Consider the following 23,831-nt stretch of genomic DNA (forward strand, 5'->3'; position numbering starts at 1 on the left):
AGAAGTTTTAAGAATCAGACACAAATAGACAAAGTATTATTTACGTATATTTATTTACAAAATCAGAAAACTATGTAATAAAAATGGTTAGCTATTTGCCGAAAAAGTCAAAGTAGATGTTAATAGCGTATTTAGTTAATTTATTCGCAAAAATATGAATGTTCAGCCTTTAGTTACTATAATTATCCCCACCTACGGTAGAGAAGAAGCATTACGAGATAGCATTGCAGATGTCTTAAATCAAAATTACCCGAATGTTGAAGTGTTTGTTGTAGACCAATCACCACAACACAAACCAGAAGTTCAAACTTATCTAGAAGAAGTAGCAGCAGCAGAGAAAATTAAATGGTTTCGCTTAAATTGGGCAAGTTTACCGGGGGCAAGAAATTATGGTATCAGAAGGGCTGCTGGTGAAATCATAATTTTTATTGATGATGATGTGAAATTAACCCCTGATTATATCTCAGCCCATGTGAAAAACTACGCAAACAACCCAGAAATAGGTGCGGTGGCTGGACGGGTATTTGACAGAATGAAATTAGGTGATTCTGGGGGAGAGTTGGAAATTGAATATCTCCCACCAGAAGCTATGAACCCTGGTATTGCTTGGTATCACATTGATTTAGTACATACCATCAAACCCCAACAAGTGCTAACTGCAAGGGGTTGCAATATGTCTTTCCGGCGGGAAATTTTCACTAAACATGGACTGCGGTTTGATGAGAGGTTTCGCGGTAGTGCGGTACGGGAAGAATCAGATTTTTGTCTGAGGTTGCGTCAGACAGGGTATAAAATTTGGTATGACCCAGAGGCGTACTTAGTACATTTAGGGGAAGAAACAGGAGGCTGTCATGATATTAGTATGCGATCGCTCAAATATCAAATCACCTTCTATCACAATCACTTCCTCATGGGGCTGAAAAACCTCACCGTCAGCCAAGCTTTACGTCTATTCGCCCGCTTATTTGATTGTCATGTTTTAGGTCGTCCTCCGTGTCATAAAAGCGGTTCACCGATAAAAATTTTGGTTCGTGGTATATTTTATAGCTTTGGTTTCCTCAAAGCTTTAGGAACTGTCATTCAATCAAGTTGGAATGATGGACAAATTTATAGTCGTCTTGATCAAATTCAAAATTCAAAATACCCTACGGGAAGGCAAGCCTACAAAATTCAAAATTGAATAACCCACAGATAAATCCTGCGTCTTGAATGAATTTTGCTTCCCATGTTTTATTGTCCATAAATACATTCAGGAACTTGAATACTTTTTGGGTTCAATTAACAATCAACCATCAACTATCAACCATCAACAGACATTAGTTTTGAATGAAAATTCATGACTACTGAACACTAAATATTACTTCACATTTATGAAAATCTTAGTTGCCAGTCATACATATATTGTAGACCTCAATTGTGAAAAACTTCGGGCTTTATCGCAATTAGAACCGGGTATTGAAGTAACAGTTGTAGTTCCGAAAGTCTGGAAACCTGGAGGTGTACAAAATAAAATTATTGAAACTCAATACCGGGATGAAGGCGCATTTAAAATAGTTCCAGTTTCTAATTTTAGTCAAAACCATCAAGGTTTACTGACCTTTGGTACTGATTTAATATCTGTATTGCGAGAATTCCGCCCCCAAGTCATCCAAGTAGAACAAGGTTCTAGGGGTTTGGCTTATACTCAAATGATTGTCTTAAATCAGTTGTTAGGACTAAAGGCGAAAAATATCTTTTTTACTTGGTGGAATTTAGCTTATGAATTAAAATTACCAGTGGCTTTATTAGAAAAATATAACCTGAATCACAGTCACGGTATTATCTCTGGTAATCAAGACGGAGCAGAAATTTTACGACAACGGGGCTATAATGGTGAAATTAAAGTTATGCCACAATTAGGTGTAGATGAAAATCTGTTTACACCAAAAGCACAACCAGAATTAGCAGCTAAATTGGGCATTAAACAAAATGATTTTGTTGTCGGGTTTGTCGGGCGGTTTGTTCCCGAAAAAGGTTTATTAACGCTAGTAAATTCCTTGGTTAAATTAAAAGAACAGCCTTGGAAATTATTACTGTTAGGACGGGGAATTTTAAAAGAAGCATTAGTTAAGATAGTAGCAGAGAATCATCTTGAAGATAGGGTGATTTTTGTAGAAAGTGTCCCTCATGACGAAGTTGCTAACTATATTAATTTAATGAGTACCTTGGTACTGCCATCAGAAACGACGTACCAATTTAAAACTTTAACTTCTGTGGGTTGGAAAGAACAATTCGGTCATGTAATTATTGAAGCAATGGCTTGTAAAATACCTGTAGTTGGTTCTGATTCTGGGGAAATACCTTATGTAATTGGTGATGCTGGTTTGGTGTTTCCTGAAGGTAAGACTGAAGCTTTGGCTGATTGTTTATTACAACTGATGCAAAAACCAGATTTGGCTAATAAATTAGGCGAACTGGGTTATCAAAAAGCGATGGATAAATACACGAATAAAGCTTTAGCCAAGCAACAATTTGAGTTTTATCAGTCATTAGTTATTAGTCATTAGTCATTAGTCATTAGTTATTAGTCATTAGTCATTAGACTAATATGTAAATAATAGAAATGAAAGTTTTACAAATTGTTCCATCTGTTTCTTTAGTATATGGTGGCCCTAGTCAAATGGTACTAGGATTAGCCCCAGCTTTGGCTAAAGAAGGGGTCAAAGTTACGTTACTAACTACTAATAGTAATGGTGATACGGGTCAAAAACCTCTGGATGTACCTTTAAATGTACCTATTCCACAAGATGGTTATGAAATTATCTATTTTCGCTGTGCGCCATTTCGCCGTTATAAATTTTCTCTAGATTTACTCAATTGGTTAAAAACTCACGCGAAAGAATATGATTTAGCACATATTCATGCTTTATTTTCTCCTGTGAGTAGTGCGGCAGCGTTTGTATGTCGTCAACAAAAACTACCTTATATTTTACGTCCTTTGGGGACACTTGACCCGGCTGATTTAAGGAAGAAAAAGCAATTAAAACAGCTTTATGTAAAACTTATTGAAAAACGTAATTTAGCTGAAGCAGCAGCAATTCATTTTACCAGTGAACAAGAAGCGAAAATCTCGGAAAGGTTTGGGGTGGCGACGCGAGATTTAGTGATTCCTTTGGGTGTAATTCCACCGTCAATTTTAGCCGACACTCAGAAACAGTTGCTAAATAGTAAGTTGGGTGTACCAGAAGATGTTCCTTTGGTGCTGTTTATGTCACGGGTTGAACCCAAAAAAGGTTTAAATTTGTTGATTCCGGCACTAGAAAAACTGCTACAATTAGGGATGAAGTTTCATTTTATTTTAGCTGGTGCAAATCCCCAAGACCCAGCTTTTGAACAAAAAATTAAAGATGAAATTGCTAATTCACCTTTAAAACAGCACACTACTATTACAGGTTTTGTCAGGGGTGAATTAAAAGCTAGTCTATTACAAGCGTCTGATGTGTTCGTCTTACCTTCGTATTATGAAAATTTTGGTATTGCTGTCGCTGAAGCAATGGTAGCAGGAAAACCTGTAATCATTTCTGACCAAGTGCATATTTGGCAACAGGTACGCGATAGTCAGTCAGGCTGGGTGGGGACAACTGATGTAGAATCTTTGGTAGACTTGCTGCAACAAGCTTTGCAAAATCCCCAAGAATGTCAGCGTCGGGGTTGCAATGCGAAAAACTATGCACTTTCAAATTTTAGCTGGGATGCGATCGCTCAACAAACCATCCAAGCCTATCAAACAATTATCGCCAATAAATTAAATTAATTCGCTCGTTCCCATAAACGCTGAATTTCTCGAATCGCCTGGCTGTTGGGTGGTGGTATAGTTTGGACAGTGGGTTTAACCTCAGCACCAGGAATATTTTGATTCCACGGACTGTTAGGTACTGTTTTTAAATCTACAGCATTATTCACTGGACGGAAACCATACTGAACCAAGACAGCTTGTTGTGCGGGTTGTGTAAGGAAATCCAAAAATTTCCTTGCTGCCTTTGCTGTACTATTATCAACATCCCGACGGAGAATAGCTGCTGTTGCTATTGACTCACTTGTGGGATTTAAATAATAGATTTGGTAAGGTCTACCTTGATTCGCTGTAGACTGTTGCCAACGATAGAGGGCTATACTTTCATATACTGTAGCCACATCCGCATCGTTAACACCTCTGCTAATAAACTCTTGTAAAAGAATATCTGTAGACCGGGGTGGTTGATAGACCGACTTTTTCACCAACCCAAACAAAGACTGTACAGAGGAATTATTAAAACTATTGAGGTTGATATTACCACCTAATTTTGCTTGTGTCCAGAGGTTAAGCGTCACCTGACCACTATTAGACCGAGTGGGGTCTGTGGTGACAAAATCAAAACTACCCCAGTCATTCACACCACCAACCTTTCCCCAATTGCCTGCTTGCATAGCTTGTTCAACTTTATCCCATTGGAAGCGTCCATCTGGGAACAGAACTTTACCCCGTTGCGGCCAGGCAATAGCAACGAGTAAAGTTTTAGCTATAGGTTTAGGGGTATTATAAAACGGGTCGGTGTTGTTAGTAGTGCGTAGGCGATCGCGCAACTCTGTTAAAATTTCCCCATTAGCTGGAATTAACACCGACGGTTTATAATCATTCTTTTGGTCAACATAATTATTCACCATTTCCTGCGAACCCTGAAATTTCAGGTCTAATTTAATATTGGGGTTTTCCTCCTCAAATTTCGCTTCTAATTGTTGTAGAGGTTCTTGTAATTCCGTACCACTAACAATTACCACAGTTTGCTGTAAACCAGGAACAGGTGCATAAGTTAAACCTAACGCTGCAATGATGATAGCGATAGAGGTAAAAATCTGTTTTTTACGTTTAGATTTGAATTTTTTCTTCTTCTTCATATTATTTTTTCGTGATGAGGAAATAACCGACAGTAGTTAATGTCAAGAAAAACAGGGAAAAACCGACCAAACAATAAATGATAATATGTACACCCAAAAAGATTTCTAAAAAACCTAAGACAGTCATAGAACTATCTTGCAAAGTTAATTCTAAAGAAGAACTACCTGTATTCCCCAGTAATTGTGCAAGTCGTTGTTTATCTGCTAACGCTGCTTGTAAATTATCACCGTAAAAATATAACTCCTCTTGCTGATGATGAGTTTGCAAATAAAGATAAGTACCTGCGCCAAAATCCTCTTTAAACCCATATTTTTCTAACTCCATACCCATTAATCTAAATGATGTCGGAGAACTTGACCATAAACCATAAAAATGACTAAACTGCTGCTGACAATTGACATAACTAGGTTCAATGCGCCGACATTTTAAATTAACAGACTTTCCAATAGTCAAAACAAGCATTGGGATAATTATCAACAACTCACTAATAATAAATGCCCATAAAAACTTGTTCTTCATATATATGACAAAGATACCCTAAAAACCCTCAAAAAAACTCCGCGCCCCTCTGCGTTTCCTCCGCGCCCCTCTGCGTTTAAAATCATTGTCTGACAACTAAATCCAGATTTTCCGCCAAACTATTAAGCTCATCAGCAATTAATTGCAACTGATGAATTTGTTCACCATCACTTAAATCAGATGTACGTAATTGAGTTTGCAATTTTTGCGAAACCCCAGCAAAATCTTGAATCAAAGTAGAAATATTAATTATTCTAGCTAACCTACTATCTTCCCCTTCTTGCGCCAACTTAATATTACGTTTGAGACTATCAGCTAACTGATTGAGATGTTTTTTAGATATTCCAGAACTAGAAGGTAATTTCAGCTTAACTTCCTTAAGCTGTCCTTTTAACTCATCAACAGAAAGCAGAGAATTACTAGCTTGTAAATGCTGCACCAACAAATCAAATTTACCAGGAAAATCAGCCACGCGATCGCAACTCATAAACACCGTAGTCAAAAGTTCCACCTGAAAAGTATCAGTTAACAACCTTTGCGCTTCCAAACGCAGAGACTTAGCTTGATTAACTAACACCAAAGCAGACTTTTTAACTGCTAATATTTCCCGTTCCAACTCTGGGTTATCTAACTCTAAACATCGAGGTTGACGAGACTGTAAAAAACTAGCCCCAGTCATAGCAAAACCAACCGCCAAAGGAAGCATAACAGGACTAGGCAAACTTACCAAACGCACACCAACAAATAGAGTCACCCCCCCACCCAAAACAGCCAACGGATAATAAAGTGGATTAACCAACCTCATAATAAATCCCCTCAAAAAAACTCCGCGTACCTCCGCGTTTCCTCAGCGTACCTCCGCGTTTAAAACTCCACCTGTAAATCAGACATCAACCGCGAAATAGTCTCAGGTTCACCATGAGAATAATACCCCCCATTAGCCTCAGCAATTTTTTTCAAAGCATCAGGATTAAACTCACCTTCCTTACCATAACCAACCGTAAAAAAGCCAATTCTTTGGTCAGTAGAAAAACCGCTTTTTTGCAACTCAGTTGATAATTGATCCAAAGAAACCTGCGAACCAGAATCTTCGCCATCAGTTAAAATCAAAACGGCATTAATAGCATCTTGACGACGATTTTGTTGTAACCAATTGCGAGCTTGTAGGGCAGCATCATATAATTTTGTTCCACCATCAGCCCGCAGACCGTTAATAAATTGCAGACCGCGATCGCGCCCTTGGGGTGTACCATCTACTAACACTGGCGGACGAATTTGGGAATCAAAATCTATTAACGCAATTTGTTCTTTTGCGCCCAGATTTTTCACATAATTTAACAAAGTATTTTGGACTGCTGGTAGCTTGTTTCCTTCCATTGAACCGGAAGAATCAACCACCACCACCACTAAAGAAGGTTTCTTAGATGCTTCCTGCCATGATTTCAACATAGCATCAACCACTTCCGGCTGAGGAGGTCGCAGAGAATCATATTTAGCTTGAGACTCCACCCCAAACTCAGAAGAAAATTTTACACCCAAAGCTACGCCGGGAGTTCCTGGCCTTAAACCCAAATCAGTGGCAATTTTTTGAGTGTCAGGCGATCGCCAATAACTGATAAACTTGTCAGCAGCCGTCTTTTCATCAGCACTCACCCAAGGCGCATTCGGCACAATTGCCCGCATATTAGACGTAAACGTTGCTTTGGGATAAACTGCTGTATAACGCTGCTGTCCTGGTTGCAAGCCAGAATTCGCCACAATCACACTAGACTCATAAACAGACCCAACAGAAGCCCAAAACGTCCCATTTTTGACCATTGCTTGGGCAAGAGAATGAGTAGAAACCCCATAACGGGTAATTTTGCTTTGAATTTGCTGAATTTGCGGCTGAAACTTCTGCACATCCGCAATAGTCAACTCTTCAGGACGCTTACCTGATACACTAGCGTATTGAGCTACCAAAGTCTGCAAACCCGAATTAGAACGAGTTGGTGCAGTGTGGACATAGTTAACAGTTAAAGCTGGCGCAGATGAATCAATATCCTGGTGAGTCTTAGCTGTTACCAAAGCTTGATAAGGATCAGCAACCTTTCGCAAACCTCCAGCCAAGTCAGACTGAGCCATAAACACCATTGGCGAATTCGCTATTAAAGGCGCGTCAGTAATTTCGGGGATATAATTCTGACCGGGGAACAGTTGATTAATTCGGTAAATTAACTGACTATGGTATATCTCCCCGTCCAAAGAAATAATTGTAGGTAAATCTGGCGCATCTTTTTGCAAAGTCCCATTTTTCAGTTGCGTGGCGGAAGTAACTACCTTTGTCACCACATCGCCGCTACCCTCTGCTTCACAACTGACCCGAAAAGCTTTACCATTATCTAACTTTGGTTGAGTAGCATTAAAATTTTTGGCTGCTTGGTTGCAAAAATCCCCTAAAGCACTACCCACCAAAACCTTAAGTTGCAAACCCGTAAAATTATCATCCGAGTTGGCATTACTATTACAAGCTGTTAGTAACAGTATACCAAAGGCAAACGTCAACCGTGTAATTGACCAAGACCCTTTGAGAATCATGTATTTATCCCAGAAACTCAGTTATTGATTAGGGAATGGGGAAGAAGTCTCTTTGACTTCTAGCTTCGCAAACATCAAATAGAGTTTTATATAACTATCACAGATTATACAAGTACCTCGACAAACTACAAATCCTTGGCAGAGGATTCCAGAAAACTTGTCAAAATTATTGGGCAAGAAAAAATACAAATACATTGATTTGTGCAATAATCAGAATCCGTCAGTTATTCCCATCGCCACAGACTTGTTAAGGTCAACAAAGTTGAACTTTTGTTAAAAACAACTCAAAGCCGATGGGGAAATCGGTGTTGTTACGAAACAACACGTTAAGATACATAGGCGTTATTTAACTACAGGGAATCTTATATGGCTCTCCGTCTTGGTGATACAGTACCTAACTTTAAGCAAGCGTCTACACATGGCGACCTAGATTTTTACGAATGGGCTGGTGATAGCTGGGTGGTGCTGTTTTCTCACCCTGCTGACTACACCCCAGTATGCACAACTGAATTAGGTACTGTTGCCAAACTCAAACCAGAATTTGACAAGCGTAACGTGAAAGCGATCGCTCTGAGCGTCGATGATGTAGAATCTCATAACGGCTGGGTAGGCGACATCGAAGAAACACAAAGCACCAAACTCAACTACCCCATTTTGGCAGACGCAGATCGTAAAGTTTCCGACCTTTACGACATGATTCACCCCAATGCTAACGCAGCTGTCACAGTGCGTTCCGTGTTCGTAATTGATCCCAACAAAAAACTGCGTCTTTCCTTCACCTATCCCCCCAGCACCGGACGCAACTTTGACGAATTGTTGCGGGTTATTGACTCGCTACAACTCACCGATAACTACAGCGTAGCTACTCCAGCCGACTGGAAAGATGGGGATGATTGCGTAATTGTACCATCTTTGAAAGACCCAGAAGTATTAAAAGAAAAATTCCCCAAAGGCTACAAAGAAATTAAACCCTACTTGCGGATGACTCCACAGCCTAACAAGTAAATTTTTAAGTCAATTCAAGTAGAAGACGCAAAGATACTGGTTGGTAGCTTTGCGTCTTTTTGCGTTTGGGTCAAAATAAAGATAAAGCCAGCTATGGAAAGATTATGCTGTCATCTCCCTTAGTCATCCAAATTCCGCCATCAATGCAAATGACAGACGAACAATTTTTTGAATTCTGTCAGATAAATCGTGACTTACGCATTGAACGGAATCAGTTAGGAGAAATATCAATTATGCCCCCTACGGGTTCAGAAACAGGCAATCGAGAGTTTAATATTTTAGGACAGTTGTGGGTGTGGTCAGAACAGGATGGTACAGGTATAGCTTTTAGTTCTAGTACAGGATTTAAGTTATCCACAGGTGCAGAACGTTCTCCTGATGCAGCTTGGATAAAATTAGAACGGTGGAATAGTCTTTCACCAGAACAACAACAAAGGTTTGCACCGATTTGTCCTGATTTTATCGTGGAACTGCGATCGCCTAGCGATAATCTGCAACCCCTGAAAGATAAAATGGCAGAATACATCAAAGAACCAGGGATACAATTAGGCTTTTTAATTGACCGCAAACACCGCCAAGTTTATATTTACCGTCCTGGTCAACCAGAGGAATGTTTAGAAAATCCTGATACCGTGAGCGCAGACTCTATTTTACCAGGATTTGTCTTGAATATGAGTAAAGTTTGGTAGAGTAGTATTTCTGATTATAAACATTCCTACCTATTTAAACATCAACATTGATTTGTTCTATCTGCCTAGCTGCTTTATCCCACAACTTAGCTGTAACTTCATCTTGCCAATGAGTGCGGAGATTTTCGGCGTGTTTGTGAGAGATTCGCTCTAGCATTTCTAAAATGGCAGCTAATGTCAATTTATCAACTAATGCTTCCAAAACTTCCATATCTTCATGTTTCATAATCATACAGCTAAATGCCGCCTCTGTGTTTGAGTTGCTCTATGTTCAGAGTAGGGGAAAAAATTGAAGAATTTGTGAGGATATACATTTTTGGTTGAGCGATCGCCTGATTATTGAGAAGTATTTGGAGTTTTAGTTGGCGGATATTTAATTTTGCCCTCGCTGTAGCCTAAATCATACATACTCGCCCCTTGAGCATCCTGTTCTGGTGAAATTTTCGGTTTTCCAGCCCAAGCATCAGATTTTCCTAAGTTAAACCAGTCTTCGTCCGTCATTTCAGCATCGAATCTGTTTTTGGTTGCTTTGTTCATGATGCACCTATCAGTGGCTAGGTTTAGCAGTTGCCATCATTTTTGATGTTGCCATGATGTTTTGAGCAAAACCTGCACCCTGAGAAATAACCAGTATTTGTAGTATTTGTAGTGGACTTGCTCAATCTACGAGCAAAGCATACACCCCCTGAGTAATGAGACAATTATGAGCCACAATTTTTATAAGTAAGAACTCAAGTAAAATCACAATGGATATCAAAAATGGTTTCATAGGCACTGTTGGCAATACACCACTGATTAGGCTCAAGAGCTTCAGTGAAGAAACAGGGTGTGAAATCCTCGCTAAAGCAGAATTTCTTAATCCAGGTGGTTCTGTTAAAGACCGGGCTGCATTGTATATCATCAAAGATGCAGAAGAAAAAGGTCTACTCAAACCCGGTGGTACAGTAGTCGAAGGCACGGCTGGTAATACAGGTATTGGACTCGCGCATATTTGCAATGCTAAAGGCTACAAATGTTTGATTATCATTCCTAACACCCAATCACAAGAAAAAATCGATGCACTCACCGCTTTAGGTGCAGAAGTCCGTCCCGTTCCCGCCGTACCCTACAAAGACCCGAATAACTACGTCAAACTATCCGGTAGAATTGCGGCTGAGATGGATAATGCTATTTGGGCAAATCAATTTGATAATTTAGCTAACCGTCGCGCCCACTACGAAACCACAGGCCCGGAAATTTGGACGCAAACCGATGGTAAAGTTGACGGTTGGGTAGCTGCAACTGGTACTGGCGGAACATTTGCTGGTGTAGCCATGTACCTGAAATCACAAAACCCAGCAGTTAAATGTGTAGTTGCTGACCCGATGGGTAGCGGACTCTATAGCTACATCAAAACAGGTGAAATCAAGACAGAAGGCAATTCTATCACTGAAGGCATTGGTAACAGTCGCATCACTGCCAACATGGAAGGCGCACCAGCCGATGATGCTATCCGAATAGATGATCAAGAAGCCTTACGGGTAGTTTACCAGCTATTGCGGAAAGATGGTTTATTAATGGGTGGTTCAACAGGTATCAATGTCGCTGCTGCTGTAGCTTTAGCCAAGCAATTAGGCCCTGGACATACCATTGTCACTATCTTATGTGATAGCGGTTCACGGTATCAGTCGCGGATATTTAACCGGGAATGGTTAGCTGCTAAAGGGCTGTCTGTAGATTAGTTATTTGTTATTAGTCATTAGTCATTAGAGGATGTCTGAGAAGTTAAGAAGGATACTAAAAACCCCTCTCCAAACCTCTCCCCTGCAAGGAGAGAGGCTTTGAAACCCCCATTCCCTTGTAGGGAAGGGGGGCTGGGGGGTTAGGTTTGAGTGACTTTGATGTTAATAACAATACTTTTCAGACATCCTTTTAGTCAGTTTTCCCTCCTACCTGTAAGGGTTTAGCAATGCTAAACCCCTACCATATTGATCAATAGGGTGTCATTGAAACATGAATAATATTACCCAACCATCAAACTCGCTCAACACAAATCAACCTGATACTTCCAGATGTGTGAGAGTCTGCCAAAATCGCACTTGTAAAAAACAAGGTGCAAAGGAAGTATTAGCAGCTTTTACAGCTTTGCCGGTTGCTGATGTCACGGTGATAGCTAGCGGTTGTTTGGGACAATGTGGTAATGGGCCGATGGTGTTAATTTTACCTGATATGGTTTGGTATAGTGGCATTCAACCCCAGGAAGTGCCTTTATTAGTAGAAAAGCATTTAATAGGTGGTCAAATAGTGCAGAAGATGCTCTATTATCGGTTTCATCGGCAAGGATAAAGCCAATTATCAATATACAGGTCTGCACTATTTCTGACTCTAGCGAGGCATCCATGAATATTCAGGAGCTGCGTCAATCCTTAAAAATGAAGTGGCTAAGTTACTACGAGGAAAATCGTCCTTGGTTAGTCAAAATGCGAGTTTGGGCTACTTATAATGGTATAAGACGGCCTTCTTCTGGGTTTATGTTGGCAACGCTGTCTGGTTTAGAGCCAAATTTTGCTGAGATTATGGCGTTTCTTGTAGAACTGAATAATAACCCTGATGATATAGTTGCAGCTTTGGGTCTTAATTTTAATCCTGATACAGAATTAAACTCAATTTCATCACAGTCGGATTTGGCTGTCAACCCACCAGAAGATGATTTTCCAGAAGAACCACCAGTAACATTGATTCCATTGATCATTGACGATGTTCCCACGCCTAATACCAACGGGCAGAATGGAAAACAGCAGGTGGTGACACCAGAGATACGCGAGTCTAGGACGGAAATTGTACCGATTGATCAACCTAGAGATGCGATCGCCTCTAATGCTAAAATACCTCCTCAACCTACCCTCACCATCACCCCCAACACACCTAAACCTTTACCATCTATCGGTTTGAAACTAGCTACCGCACCCTCTCGCAATGGTAAAATACTACGTTCACTAGAAATTACTACGACCGTACCCAGTAAACCAAAAACCCTGATTTCTTCAACATCAACCACAGAAATTTCCCACAACGGCAAATATCAGCATAAAAAACCACCCAAACCCATCAACAAAGTTAATCACATACCTCATACTAATGCCAGTAATTTGGCTTCTTGGGTAGATGAATTTTGTCAGGGTACTGGGTGGGAAGTCGGGGTGTAGGGGAGAATGACTAATGACCTTACATTACCAAAGCTTTGGCTGGTTCTGATTTAAGTAACCCATTCAACAAATATTCTGGGCGTTGACGATAAGGCCAAGCAAAGGCATGACGAAAGGCGGCATCTTGACAAGCTTGCAACTGCTTAAAATTAATTATGTCGTAAGTCAAGAGATTTTCATACTCAAACGGCAAACGCATATTATGCAAGCCAGCGTTATCAGTGCAAATAGCTATGTCTACCCCTGCATCAAAACATCGGTCAAAGACTAACTTGAGTTGCCGGATATCTTGTAAAGTCCCGGTTTTCAGGTAAGTTGTGGGGCAAACTTCTAAACACTGCCCCCTTCTAGCTATTTCTGATAGTAACTCAGGATACAATAGGGGAATTTGGATACCGTGACCTATTCGCATCAGGTAAGGTAACAGTTCTGGGTAACAACCCGCCGTAGTTTCGTACAGGTGTCCTGTGGTGTTAATGTCTAGCGATCGCGCATAATTATAGAGACTAATCCATTCGTCTAGGCGATCGCTATAATAACTATCACCCCCCGCCACATCCACCGCACAAACATAATCTCGATGTTGCGCTGCTAAATCAATAATCGCTTTATTCACCTCATAAGGTAAACGCGAGTGCATACAAAGAATTTGACTGGTGACAATGGGATACTCTGGTAACTGACTCGCTTTTCCTACCACTGCCACAATTTCCGCCATTTTGTCAATTCTCTCGGATTGACTTAAATGCTCTGGTGTCCGTAAATAGGGAGTATAGCGTAGTTCCAGATAAGCCAAATTTTCAAAAATGTAAGCACCCCGCACTAAGCGGTAAATAAAGTAGGGTAATGTCTCAACCGTCTGCACACTTTCTACTAAAGTGTGCAATTCTAGGTATTCGTCTAAAGTATTGCGTGGTCTGGTGTAAAAATCTTCAAACTCTGGATAGTTGTGAAACCGGGAAATTAACTCTGATGAATGTCTCTCGAAATACCGCCATAAGACACGAGGGACAACGGAACCGCCCAAGTGTCTATGTAACTCAGCATATAAAGCCATAGTGATAAATTGTCTATATAAGTTTACTAATATTAACAAAAACGCTGAGAAAAAAAATCTATATCCTCAGAAAGATTGTTCAATAGTTCGTCAATGATGCTGATGTACAGTTTTGATGGTTTGTAGTAACTCTTTAGCAGTACAAGGCTTGGATAAAAATGCTCTTATCCCCATGCTAGCAATTGCTGTAGACTGTGGAGCAGATAACAACCCACTCATGGCAATAATTTTGATGTCGGGATTAATATTTTTTAACTGGCGGATAGCGATCGCCCCCTCCATTGCTGGCATCATCATATCTAGCAGCACTAGACTAATTTGCTCTTGGTTCTGAGTATATACTGATACTGCTTCCAACCCATCCCCAGCAGTTAATACCCGGTAATTGTAGGCTTCTAGAGTGGATTTAGTAATTTCGCGGATAATCGCCTCATCATCTACAACCAAAATTCCTTCCCCATGTCCGGTTGGTGGTTCCATTTCTACCGCCGCAGTTGATTGCATACGATTAGATACCACAGCCGGCAAATACAGATGAAATTTACTGCCTTTGTGTACCTCACTCTCAACGCTGATAAACCCACCGTGATTGTTAATAATACTCACAGCAGTAGACAAACCTAAACCCGTACCTTCACCTACCGCTTTGGTAGAGAAAAATGGCTCAAAAATCTGAGATTGAATGTTTGATGGTATGCCTACACCCGTATCTTCAATAGATATAACAATATAAGAGTCTGATTCTGAAGCTAGTACCACATTCTCGGCGGATATCTTCAACATCCCACCATCAGGCATAGCATCACGGGCATTAACTACAAGATTCATCAATACCTGATGTAGCTGGGTAACATCTCCAGAGACATACCAAAGATTATCCGCGATATCTGTCGAGCAAATAATAGACTTGGGGAAGGTTTGCTGGACAATTTGCTCAATTTCTTGGAGGAGATGTTTAACTTGTACAATTGTCTTCTGCCCTTCAATCCCCCGCGCAAAAGATAATACTTGCTTAAGCAAATTTGCGCCCCGTTTGACATTCCCTTCTAAGGTGTTCAGCACTTTTTGCATTTGCTGGTCATGCAATTTCATCTGTAAAAGCTGAACTGACATTAAAATGGGAGCGAGGATATTGTTAAGGTCATGGACAATACCACTGGCTAGAGTACCAATAGTTTCGAGACGTTGCGATCGCATCAGTCGCGCTTCCAATTGTTTTTTCTGAGAGATATTAGTATTCACACTCAAAATAGATTTGGGTTTCCCCTCCTCATCCCTCACCAAAGTCCAGCGACTTTCGACGATAATTTGTTTACCATCTTTCGTTAGCTGATGTAACTCACCTTGCCACTCACCTGTACTAATAACAGTAAATAATGCCTCCTCTAGCTGGCGGCAATCGCCTTGATGCAACAGTTCGAGGATATTTTTCCCTAAAGCTTCCTCAACCTTCCAACCATACAAACGTTCTGCGCCTTTATTCCAAAATAGAATTTGGTTGTGAATATTGCCTACCAAAATTGCATCAGTCGCCACATCTAACAGTGCAGCTTGTTCGTGGATTTTCTGTTCTGCTTGCTTACGCCGAGTAATATCTCGTGTCACCGCTAAATGTAGAAATGTCCCATCCGCTTCATTGATGAGTGGTACAGCGTGAGTTTCCATCCAACGACGAGTACCCTTAAATCCTTCTAGCTCAAACTCTAAGCTGCCTTTATTACCCTGACAAACGCTTTGATGCAAAGCCGCAAAGGCATCTCGATATTCTGGTAAAATATTCAAATCAATCGGCTTGCCAATCAGAGTATCCGCATTTTCTACTTCCATGATTGCCAATCCAGAAGCATTAATTTCTAACAGCTTGCCATCCCTAGCAATTAACTTAATACATTCTGGTTCAGCGTCAATAATTGCTCGTAGTCGATTTTCACTTTCATGCAAAGCAATTTCAGTTTGCTGGAGTCTGCTAAGATAACGCCGTAGCAAGTCATACACAAACCCTAGCAGCAGCACATTCACCATCATAGTCAGAGAAAATGTTGCCAGTGTGGCTTGGGAAATGCTTTGAGACTGTAGTACAGCACTTTTCTGTATGGGTGATACTGTGTCAATTAACTCTCGGATATCTTGGCGCAGTCTCAGCGTCTGGTCTTGATGAGATAATACTAGCTGTTGAGCAACCGCAAAACCTTGCTGTTGACTCACAGTCACTTCTTGCTGAAGTAGATTTTGCTGTGCGGTAATTTTTTGTTTGAGCCGAAAAAGCCATTGTGGATGTTGCTTGGGGTTGACGGTTAACGAGTCCAGAATTGCGATTCTATTTTGAATTTTTTCACTAGCACCCAGGTAAATTTTGAGCGCATCTGTGTTATTAGTAAGTAGGTAGTGACGCTGGGCAATTTCTGCATCTTTAAATGTGGTAATGAGCATTTCAACATGACTCGTCACCAGATGATTATCTGCCACCCATTGCTGATGATGACATAATTTTATGATGTTGCTGTAGGAAACTACAGCATTCGTGAATAACACTGCTAACGCCAGAATAAATATGCCTTTTAGCTTGTGGATGAGAGAAAATTTCATCATGCGATCGCCCTTTATGTCGCCGCGCACTCAAACAGTGAGAATTCAAGACTACAGTTTTTCAACTGACAGTGAGTCTGAAAATTACTGATTTTAGTTATTACCCCAATTTTTCTTTAACCGTAATTATTTACTACCACGCTGACAAAATCACCGTCTCAAAGGTTCCTTCTATTAGGCAAAATAGCTGAATCAGCATTTTGTTTAACAATAAAGTGTAACTTTAACTACATTTATGCGGTAATTTGATGATGAACCACCTGAAATCTGTCTTGCTGGTTTTATATCCCAGACATCCAGATATTCAGATTTGATTTATCCAGAGAAAATAGGAATATTTTTCTCCAAAAATTATTGCTGTTAATTATGTTAGTTATTCAATATATCCTGAAAAATAAGACTATGGTGATTATGTAATAGTCTCATGCTTTGATGTTTTAGGTTGTGATTTGGATCACAACTTTCACCATCCTAAAAACAGCAAAGATTAGTCAGCTTAAACGAGCAAGAATTACTAAAAAATAGGCAAGTCTGAAATAGCAATTTATGCTACATATACATGATCAGGTAACAACAAAAAACTGATACATTTTGTGAAAAAAAGATGAATTGAGCAAAATATCTGAAAAATGGCTGTCTGTTGTATTGACAGATGTCAAAGAATATGTATATATTAGATATTTGTGGAAACTTTACCTCGATAAAATAAACTCTTGGCTAACGTCATTGTCATAGGCGCCCAATGGGGCGATGAAGGAAAAGGTAAAATAACTGACTTACTCAGCCGCTCCGCAGATGTGGTAGTCCGTTACCAAGGGGGTGTTAACGCTGGACACACAATTGTAGTGAAAGGTCAGACCTTTAAACTGCACTTAATACCCTCTGGTATTTTGTACTCGGATACAGAATGTATGATCGGCTGTGGAACAGTCATCGATCCACAAGTTTTAATTGCAGAACTCGACCAATTAGAAAAGTTAAATATTTCTACTAAAAATCTGCTCATTTCCGAAACTGCCCACGTAACCATGCCCTACCATCGATTAATCGATAAGGCATCAGAAGAACGGCGCGGTAGTCATAAAATCGGCACCACTGGTCGAGGGATTGGCCCTACCTACGCAGATAAATCAGAGCGTACAGGTATCAGGGTACTAGACTTGATGGATTCAGAGGCACTACGCGAGCAGTTGGAATGGACGATTAACTATAAAAACGTTATTTTAGAAAAACTGTATAACATACCACCCTTAGATCCGCAACAGGTAATTGACGAGTATCTAGGGTATGCAGAACGTTTGCGTCCTTACGTAGTGGACACATCGCTCAAAATATACGATGCGATTCAAAGGCGGCGTAACATCTTATTTGAAGGCGCACAAGGTACACTGTTGGATCTAGATCATGGAACCTATCCCTATGTCACCTCCTCTAACCCGGTAGCTGGGGGGGCTTGCGTAGGTACAGGGTTAGGGCCGACAATGATTGACCGGGTGATTGGTGTGTCAAAAGCCTACACAACGCGAGTCGGTGAAGGGCCATTTCCCACCGAACTGCATGGTGAATTAGGTGAATTACTGTGCGATCGCGGTGCAGAATTCGGTACAACTACCGGACGCAAGCGGCGTTGTGGCTGGTTTGATGCCGTCATCGGTCGTTATGCCGTGCGAATTAACGGTATGGACTGCATGGCGATTACCAAACTCGATGTCCTCGACGAGTTAGAGGAAATCAAAGTTTGCGTCGCCTATGAGATTGACGGCGAACGCTGTGAACACTTCCCCACAAGTGCGCGTCAGTTTGCTCGCTGTCGTCCGATTTACAAAACCTTACCAGGGTGGCAAGTGCCAACAACACAATGCCGTACCCTGGAAGACTTGCCACAGCAAGCATTGGACTATCTCAAGTTCTTAGCAGAACTCATGGAAGTCCCGATCGCGATCGTCTCTTTAGGCGCAAGCCGTGATCAAACCATAATTGTCGAAGACCCCATTCACGGGCCAAAACGTGCCTTGCTGCACGCCGATGGTACTCCCGCTTCCTTGCTGAGTGCTTAATTAAAAGTCAACAGTCAATAGTTCCAAGTCAAAACTCATGACTCATGACTAATGACTAATGACCAATAACTAATGACAACTAACAACTGATAAATTGTATGGCTCTGACAGTCGAATCTCAAAAACGACCAGAAGGAAGCAAACCCAATGCTTTGCGTCGTTCTGGACTTATCCCTGCTAACTTGTACGGTCACAACATTACAGAATCAATTTACTTAGTAATTGATGCTAAAACCGTTGACCGTCTACTGAAAGCAGCTGCGGTTAACAAAACAGAAATTGAATTGAACATTCCCGATCTACAATGGCAAGGTACAACTGTACTCAAAGAAGTACAAAAACATCCAGCCAAGGGTACACCTTACCACCTGAGCTTTTACGCTACTGCTAAAAACTAAGGCTGGTAGAAAATTTGTCTTAACTTGTCATTTAAAGTTTGTGATAATTGCTGATGATACCAGGGGTAAAACCCTGGTTTTTTGTTGTTTGGCTTTTCCGGCTTTAAGTTCGTAGTAAGCGGCTCTAGCCCTTATCTGGTTGATGTAGCCTTGAATAAAGAGGACTAAAGTCCTCACTACCAACCCTTCTCAGGACGTTAATTCTGATTTAGTTGATGTAGCACAACAGAGAACTAAAGTCCTCACTACCGACACTAGCAACCAAAAAAAATTAAATTTTTTGTCCCACATTTTTATGACTGAAGTAACTCTTCCAACTTTAATTCAGCAAATGTTACAACCGGGATTCTATCCCCATCCTGTGACAGAACCGATTCAACTGATTCAAACCCATGTTTCTTACGTGCTGCTAACTGGGGATTATGCCTATAAATTAAAAAAACCAGTAAATTTTGGGTTTTTGGACTTTTCCACACTAGAGAAACGCCAACATTTTTGTCAGGAAGAACTGCGGTTAAATCAACGGGGGGCGGCTGAACTGTATTTGGAAGTGTTACCTATAACTTTGATAGGTGAGCAATACACTCTCGCAGGAACGGGTGAGCCTGTGGAGTACGTGTTAAAGATGTGCCAGTTTCCCCAAGAGACTTTACTGAGTTCACTGTTTGCCCAGGGTAAATTAAACGAGACACACCTCGAAGAATTAGGTCGGGTAGTAGCTCAATACCACGCTAAAACTGAGACTAATGACTATATTCGTAGTTTTGGGCAAGTAGAGCAAATTAGAGCGGCGTTTGATGAAAATTACGAGCAAACTGAGAAATATATTGGAGGCCCCCAAACTCAGCAACAGTTTGAGGAAACCAAAGCTTACACCGATGATTTTTTTGCCACAAAACAAGAATTATTTCAACGCCGCATCCAAAATAACTACATTCGGGAATGTCATGGTGATTTGCACCTGAGAAATATTTGTCTGTGGCAAGATAAAATACTGTTGTTTGATTGTATTGAGTTTAATGAGCCGTTCCGCTTTGTCGATGTCATGTTTGATATTGCTTACGCGGTGATGGATTTGGCAGCCCAGCAGCGTCCAGACTTGAGTAATGCTTATCTCAACACTTACTTAGAACAGACTGGCGACTGGGAAGGTTTGGAGGTATTACCTATATATCTCAATCGTCAGTCTTATGTACGGGCGAAGGTGACATCATTTTTATTAGATGATCCTGGTGTACCTGTGGAGGTAAAAGCAGAAGCCAGCAAAACAGCCGCCCAATATTACAAACTAGCTTGGGAGTATACTAAACCCAAACCAGGAAAACTGATTTTAATGTCGGGGTTATCCGGTTCTGGGAAAAGTACAACCGCAAAATATATAGCACGACAAACGGGAGCAATTCACATTCGCTCAGATGCGGTTAGGAAACACTTGGGGGGAATTGCTCTACAAGAACGTGGTGGCGAAGATTTGTATACGCCGGAAATGACCGAGAAAACCTATGCACGGTTACTAAATTTGGGGATTATACTAGCTAATCAAGGTTATACTGTGATTTTAGATGCTAAGTATGATAAACAAACACTGAGACAGGAAGCGATCGCACAAGCTCAAAAGCATCAACTACCCCTGCAAATTATATTCTGCACCGCACCGTTAGAAGTAGTAAAACAGCGTCTTGTCAACCGTACTCATGATATTGCTGATGCCACAATTGATTTATTAGATTCCCAACTCAAGCAAGCAGAACCCTTTACTGATGCTGAAAAACCTTACGTCCAAAATTGGGATACAACTGAGCCACCACAAACACAATTGCAGCAACTAATTAGCCAATAGATTAGCAGGTGTAGGAGGATTAAATTGTCCCTTACACCCCTCCAGACAAGCATCCCTACACCCCTATTTATCTCATGGCAAATAATAACAACCTCTTCAATTTCACACCTGAGTCCCTAACTCAATTTTTATTTGGGGCATTCATCACTTTTATATTGACTACAACAGGAACACCAATATCCCTGAGCCTGTTTCTGGGCATTCTTGGTTGGTTTGCTTTGGGTTGGTTTACTAATGCCAGTAAAACCAGTCCTCAGCCCCCCACAGTCCCCTCCTCTGATGGTATTGATGCCGGACTAAAATATTGGTTATTTTTCTTGCTAGGGTTTGGGTTGTTAGGATATCCAGCACCTATGAGTATTTTGTTAGGTGCTGTAGGTGCTGTAGGTGGGGGTTGGATTATTGCTTGGTGGAGAAGTCAGGAAGAAACTAGAACTCAATTACCAGTAGAAACTGTAGAAACAGTGGAAGGTGAACAGTCTACCGATAGAATCACCAGACGGCAAACCAGAAGGGCTAGCCGTCGTTATCGTCGCACACCTGGAAGTTTTAATTTCAAGTTTTGGAATAAATAGTTATTAGTTATTAGTCATTAGTCATTAGTCATTGGGAAAAGTTCTTCTCTATTGTTCCCCTGTCCTATTCCCTATTCCCTAATATGTTCTTATATCTCTCTAAATTACTGCCACTATTTTTCTATCCTTTGGGACTAGCGAGTATCAGTTTAGTAGTGGCATTATTTACGCTGTGGAAAAGACCACGTATAGCAGCGATCGCCGTCTCTTTGGCGTTAGTTGTATTATTACTCTGTAGTAATGCTTGGGTGGCAAAATACTTAGTGCGATCGCTAGAATGGCAAAATATGCCACCGGCACAGTTGCCTACGGCTGACGCAATTGTAGTATTGGGAGGTGCCACTAAATCAGCCTTTCCGCCTCGCCCTGGGGTAGATTTAGCTGAACAAGGCGATCGCGTAATTTATGCGGCTCAACTATATCGCCAAAAAAAAGCTCCTATAATCGTACTGAGTGGCGGACGTATTGATTGGCGTGGTAGTGGTTCCCCAGAATCAGCAGATATGGCGGATATCCTGACATCTATCGGTATCCCATCTGAGGCACTGATTCAAGAACCAGACTCCCTGAATACCTATCAAAATGCCGTCAATGTGAAAAAAATTCTCGATGCTCGTGGTATTCGTCAGATACTGTTGGTAACTTCAGCGATACATACACCGCGATCGCTCAAAATTTTTCAGCGTCAAGGTATTGATGCTATCCCCGCCCCAACTGACTTTCTTGTGAGCCAAAATGAATTACAAGAAATTAGCAGAACTCCTAAAGCCGCCATCCTGAGTTTATTACCGGATACGGACAACTTACACCAATTTACTAATGCCCTCAAAGAATATATCGGTACTTTCGTCTATTGGTTACGCGGTTGGCTGTAATTCTTAGTCATTAGTCATTAGTTATTAGTTATTAGTTATTAGTCCCCAGTCCCCAATCAAGAGTCCCTAAAAACTATGTCTGAAAATCTGCCTCACATCATACCTGGACTGCCACCGGAAGTTGACGAAGGTTTCGCTACATACCATACAACTAAGCAGTTTTATTATGAAGTGCAAACGCGCTTAGAGTTTCAGCGTTATTGTGAATGGTATAACCAGACTGCCGAACAACACCGTCAAGAACTCAAAAAAATGCGCGGCGAATTGAATATTTTCAGGTTGTTTCGCCGCCAATCATCAATTTAGATTAGTTCGATTTCATTTTCTCGCAAGTGGACTTTAAATTTTTTACTCACTTGGACTAACAAGGGGAAATTAGCACTCACAGGTCTACCTTGCCATTGAGTGACAATCTGCACAATTTCGCCTTCTATGCCTTTGATGTCAAAAGCTTTACCACGATGTTCAGGATGATGATAAACTACCACCGACTCTTTAACACGGACGCGATCGCCTACTTTCATATCAATATTTTTACCTTGCTTTTGCTGTTCTACAAGTGTCTCCACAACCAACCCTCACTCAACTAACTGACTTTTTACCCATAAACTGTTGACAACAGTCACTTCCATAGCGTCAATCTTGACAGATGCTTTATTTCACGCTTCTGTACCTGTTATATAAACAAAGCCTGCCCGTGCAGGCTGTGAGAATGATTAATCAGCAACATCAGAATTTCTGATTAGACTTATAATGTATTAACAGGTTTACGCGGGAAAACCCTGTATTTCCTAGTCCCTGCTAGCAATCAAGCGCAAACTGCATAAACGCTTTTGCGGCTACTCGTAGGTACGACAGTTGTCGCCAAGCAGCAGTTGAGTGGCAGGGTAATCCACAACGCTTTTTCTCATCAATGCACTTGTTCACTCCCACAGGTGGTTTAAAAGTACATTTTCGAGGTTAGATAGGCAAACAGGGCAAGAAAAACCCACTTTGCTCTTGATTTGCGCTTTAACGATAAATTCAATTCTACAACAATCGGAACTCATAACTCAAAACTCAGTACATAGCACTTTACAAGTATTGGAGCAGAAAGCCCACCAGTAACAGGCTGAAAATCCAAAAAATTTTCAGCCTGTTACGTCCTTAAGGGGTGGGGACGGGCAGTTTCCTCAAGTCGGGAAACCCGCCCACGGAACTGCCCTCATGAATGCGTTGCGGCTGTCTTCCGCCGTCTTAGTCCTCTAATCAATTCCCGTAAAATGTCGGTTTGGGTTGTGCATTTTTGGTCACAATATTGTTTGAGCAATTCTTTTTCTGCCTCTGTTACACGAAAAGTTATAAAAATCTCAGGTTTAGGCAGATCAAGATACCACATAAAAAGGTATCTTTATTATAGTGGTCAGGGGAATTAAACAGTGCTGAAAAACTTGCTCAAACTTACTCAAAATCCACTATGATTAGGGATAAGCGAAAACCAAGCTAAAAAAAATTTTAGGCTTGAGAACCTGTACAAAACTTTTGAGAGTAGCCAGCCTGTAGCAAGGTAATTG

General features: G+C 40.9%; 23 protein-coding genes. 14 read left to right on the top strand and 9 right to left on the bottom strand.

Annotation, left to right across the window (positions count from 1 at the left end; genetic code table 11):
• The first annotated feature begins 154 nt into the window (after nt 1-154).
• The 3 genes from hpsN to hpsP all read left to right on the top strand — a co-directional run bounded on the left by hpsN (nt 155) and on the right by hpsP (nt 3,793).
• The gene (gene hpsN, locus AACS98_RS10395; RefSeq protein WP_066379227.1) at nt 155-1,180 is read left to right on the top strand and encodes a hormogonium polysaccharide biosynthesis glycosyltransferase HpsN; all 1,026 of its coding nucleotides are present in this window, start codon (nt 155-157) and stop codon (nt 1,178-1,180) included.
• Between the two features lie 190 nt (nt 1,181-1,370).
• Complete coding sequence (gene hpsO, locus AACS98_RS10400) at nt 1,371-2,546, top strand: hormogonium polysaccharide biosynthesis glycosyltransferase HpsO (protein WP_066379230.1); 1,176 nt, start codon at nt 1,371-1,373, stop codon at nt 2,544-2,546.
• A gap of 56 nt (nt 2,547-2,602) precedes the next feature.
• A complete protein-coding gene (gene hpsP, locus AACS98_RS10405) occupies nt 2,603-3,793 on the top strand; it encodes a hormogonium polysaccharide biosynthesis glycosyltransferase HpsP (RefSeq protein ID WP_066379234.1) in 1,191 nt (396 codons plus the stop codon).
• On the opposite strand, the gene AACS98_RS10410 is transcribed toward hpsP, so the two are convergent.
• The 4 genes from AACS98_RS10410 to AACS98_RS10425 form a co-directional block, all read right to left on the bottom strand.
• A complete protein-coding gene (locus tag AACS98_RS10410; protein WP_066379237.1) occupies nt 3,790-4,914 on the bottom strand; it encodes a substrate-binding domain-containing protein in 1,125 nt (374 codons plus the stop codon). The genes hpsP and AACS98_RS10410 overlap by 4 nt on opposite strands.
• 1 nt (nt 4,915) lies before the next feature.
• On the bottom strand, nt 4,916-5,434 hold the full coding sequence (locus tag AACS98_RS10415) for a hypothetical protein (protein ID WP_066379239.1): 519 nt from the start codon (nt 5,432-5,434) through the stop codon (nt 4,916-4,918).
• Between the two features lie 82 nt (nt 5,435-5,516).
• A complete protein-coding gene (locus tag AACS98_RS10420) occupies nt 5,517-6,239 on the bottom strand; it encodes a hypothetical protein (protein WP_232317141.1) in 723 nt (240 codons plus the stop codon).
• A 59-nt stretch (nt 6,240-6,298) separates the two neighbouring features.
• On the bottom strand, nt 6,299-8,011 hold the full coding sequence (locus AACS98_RS10425; protein WP_066379241.1) for a VWA domain-containing protein: 1,713 nt from the start codon (nt 8,009-8,011) through the stop codon (nt 6,299-6,301).
• Between the two features lie 366 nt (nt 8,012-8,377).
• Here AACS98_RS10425 and AACS98_RS10430 point away from each other — a divergent pair, with 366 nt between their 5' ends.
• Both AACS98_RS10430 and AACS98_RS10435 read left to right on the top strand, forming a co-directional pair.
• The gene (locus AACS98_RS10430; RefSeq protein WP_066379243.1) at nt 8,378-9,016 is read left to right on the top strand and encodes a peroxiredoxin; all 639 of its coding nucleotides are present in this window, start codon (nt 8,378-8,380) and stop codon (nt 9,014-9,016) included.
• 104 nt (nt 9,017-9,120) lie between these two features.
• Entirely contained in the window at nt 9,121-9,705 is a 585-nt protein-coding gene (locus AACS98_RS10435; protein WP_066379610.1) for a Uma2 family endonuclease, read from the top strand.
• A gap of 34 nt (nt 9,706-9,739) precedes the next feature.
• Here the strand turns inward: AACS98_RS10435 and AACS98_RS10440 are convergent, their stop codons facing one another.
• Both AACS98_RS10440 and AACS98_RS10445 read right to left on the bottom strand, forming a co-directional pair.
• Nucleotides 9,740-9,931 carry a hypothetical protein gene (locus AACS98_RS10440; RefSeq protein ID WP_066379245.1) on the bottom strand — a complete coding sequence of 64 codons (192 nt, stop codon included), beginning with the start codon at nt 9,929-9,931 and terminating at the stop codon, nt 9,740-9,742.
• A 110-nt stretch (nt 9,932-10,041) separates the two neighbouring features.
• On the bottom strand, nt 10,042-10,242 hold the full coding sequence (locus tag AACS98_RS10445; protein ID WP_066379246.1) for a hypothetical protein: 201 nt from the start codon (nt 10,240-10,242) through the stop codon (nt 10,042-10,044).
• A gap of 209 nt (nt 10,243-10,451) precedes the next feature.
• On the opposite strand from AACS98_RS10445, the gene AACS98_RS10450 reads away from it, so the two are divergent.
• The 3 genes from AACS98_RS10450 to AACS98_RS10460 all read left to right on the top strand — a co-directional run bounded on the left by AACS98_RS10450 (nt 10,452) and on the right by AACS98_RS10460 (nt 12,890).
• On the top strand, nt 10,452-11,426 hold the full coding sequence (locus tag AACS98_RS10450; protein ID WP_066379249.1) for a cysteine synthase A: 975 nt from the start codon (nt 10,452-10,454) through the stop codon (nt 11,424-11,426).
• Between the two features lie 271 nt (nt 11,427-11,697).
• A complete protein-coding gene (locus AACS98_RS10455; protein WP_066379251.1) occupies nt 11,698-12,030 on the top strand; it encodes a (2Fe-2S) ferredoxin domain-containing protein in 333 nt (110 codons plus the stop codon).
• A 53-nt stretch (nt 12,031-12,083) separates the two neighbouring features.
• Nucleotides 12,084-12,890 (top strand): DUF5331 domain-containing protein, encoded by an 807-nt coding sequence (locus AACS98_RS10460; RefSeq protein WP_066379254.1) that lies wholly within the window; start codon nt 12,084-12,086, stop codon nt 12,888-12,890.
• 19 nt (nt 12,891-12,909) lie between these two features.
• On the opposite strand, the gene AACS98_RS10465 is transcribed toward AACS98_RS10460, so the two are convergent.
• Nucleotides 12,910-13,947 carry an adenosine deaminase gene (locus tag AACS98_RS10465; protein WP_066379257.1) on the bottom strand — a complete coding sequence of 346 codons (1,038 nt, stop codon included), beginning with the start codon at nt 13,945-13,947 and terminating at the stop codon, nt 12,910-12,912.
• A 90-nt stretch (nt 13,948-14,037) separates the two neighbouring features.
• On the bottom strand, nt 14,038-16,563 hold the full coding sequence (locus AACS98_RS10470) for a PAS domain S-box protein (protein WP_369815979.1): 2,526 nt from the start codon (nt 16,561-16,563) through the stop codon (nt 14,038-14,040).
• A 683-nt stretch (nt 16,564-17,246) separates the two neighbouring features.
• On the opposite strand from AACS98_RS10470, the gene AACS98_RS10475 reads away from it, so the two are divergent.
• From AACS98_RS10475 to AACS98_RS10500, 6 genes are all read left to right on the top strand, one after another.
• Nucleotides 17,247-18,590: an adenylosuccinate synthase gene (locus AACS98_RS10475; RefSeq protein WP_066379261.1), complete on the top strand. Its 1,344-nt coding sequence runs from the start codon at nt 17,247-17,249 to the stop codon at nt 18,588-18,590.
• 98 nt (nt 18,591-18,688) lie between these two features.
• Complete coding sequence (gene rplY / locus AACS98_RS10480) at nt 18,689-18,988, top strand: 50S ribosomal protein L25 (protein ID WP_066379263.1); 300 nt, start codon at nt 18,689-18,691, stop codon at nt 18,986-18,988.
• A 295-nt stretch (nt 18,989-19,283) separates the two neighbouring features.
• A complete protein-coding gene (locus AACS98_RS10485) occupies nt 19,284-20,828 on the top strand; it encodes a bifunctional aminoglycoside phosphotransferase/ATP-binding protein (protein WP_066379265.1) in 1,545 nt (514 codons plus the stop codon).
• Nucleotides 20,829-20,902: 74 nt separating this feature from the next.
• Nucleotides 20,903-21,403, top strand: a complete 501-nt coding sequence (locus tag AACS98_RS10490; RefSeq protein WP_066379266.1) for a hypothetical protein — start codon at nt 20,903-20,905, stop codon at nt 21,401-21,403.
• 83 nt (nt 21,404-21,486) lie between these two features.
• A complete protein-coding gene (locus tag AACS98_RS10495) occupies nt 21,487-22,278 on the top strand; it encodes a YdcF family protein (RefSeq protein WP_066379267.1) in 792 nt (263 codons plus the stop codon).
• Nucleotides 22,279-22,353: 75 nt separating this feature from the next.
• The gene (locus tag AACS98_RS10500) at nt 22,354-22,584 is read left to right on the top strand and encodes a hypothetical protein (RefSeq protein WP_066379268.1); all 231 of its coding nucleotides are present in this window, start codon (nt 22,354-22,356) and stop codon (nt 22,582-22,584) included.
• Here AACS98_RS10500 and AACS98_RS10505 read toward each other — a convergent pair.
• Nucleotides 22,581-22,853 carry a ferredoxin-thioredoxin reductase variable chain gene (locus AACS98_RS10505; RefSeq protein WP_066379270.1) on the bottom strand — a complete coding sequence of 91 codons (273 nt, stop codon included), beginning with the start codon at nt 22,851-22,853 and terminating at the stop codon, nt 22,581-22,583. The two genes, AACS98_RS10500 and AACS98_RS10505, sit on opposite strands and share 4 nt — an antisense overlap.
• Nucleotides 22,854-23,831 lie beyond the last annotated feature (978 nt).

This window comes from Anabaena sp. CA = ATCC 33047 (assembly GCF_963870205.1).
Lineage (GTDB): Bacteria > Cyanobacteriota > Cyanobacteriia > Cyanobacteriales > Nostocaceae > Trichormus.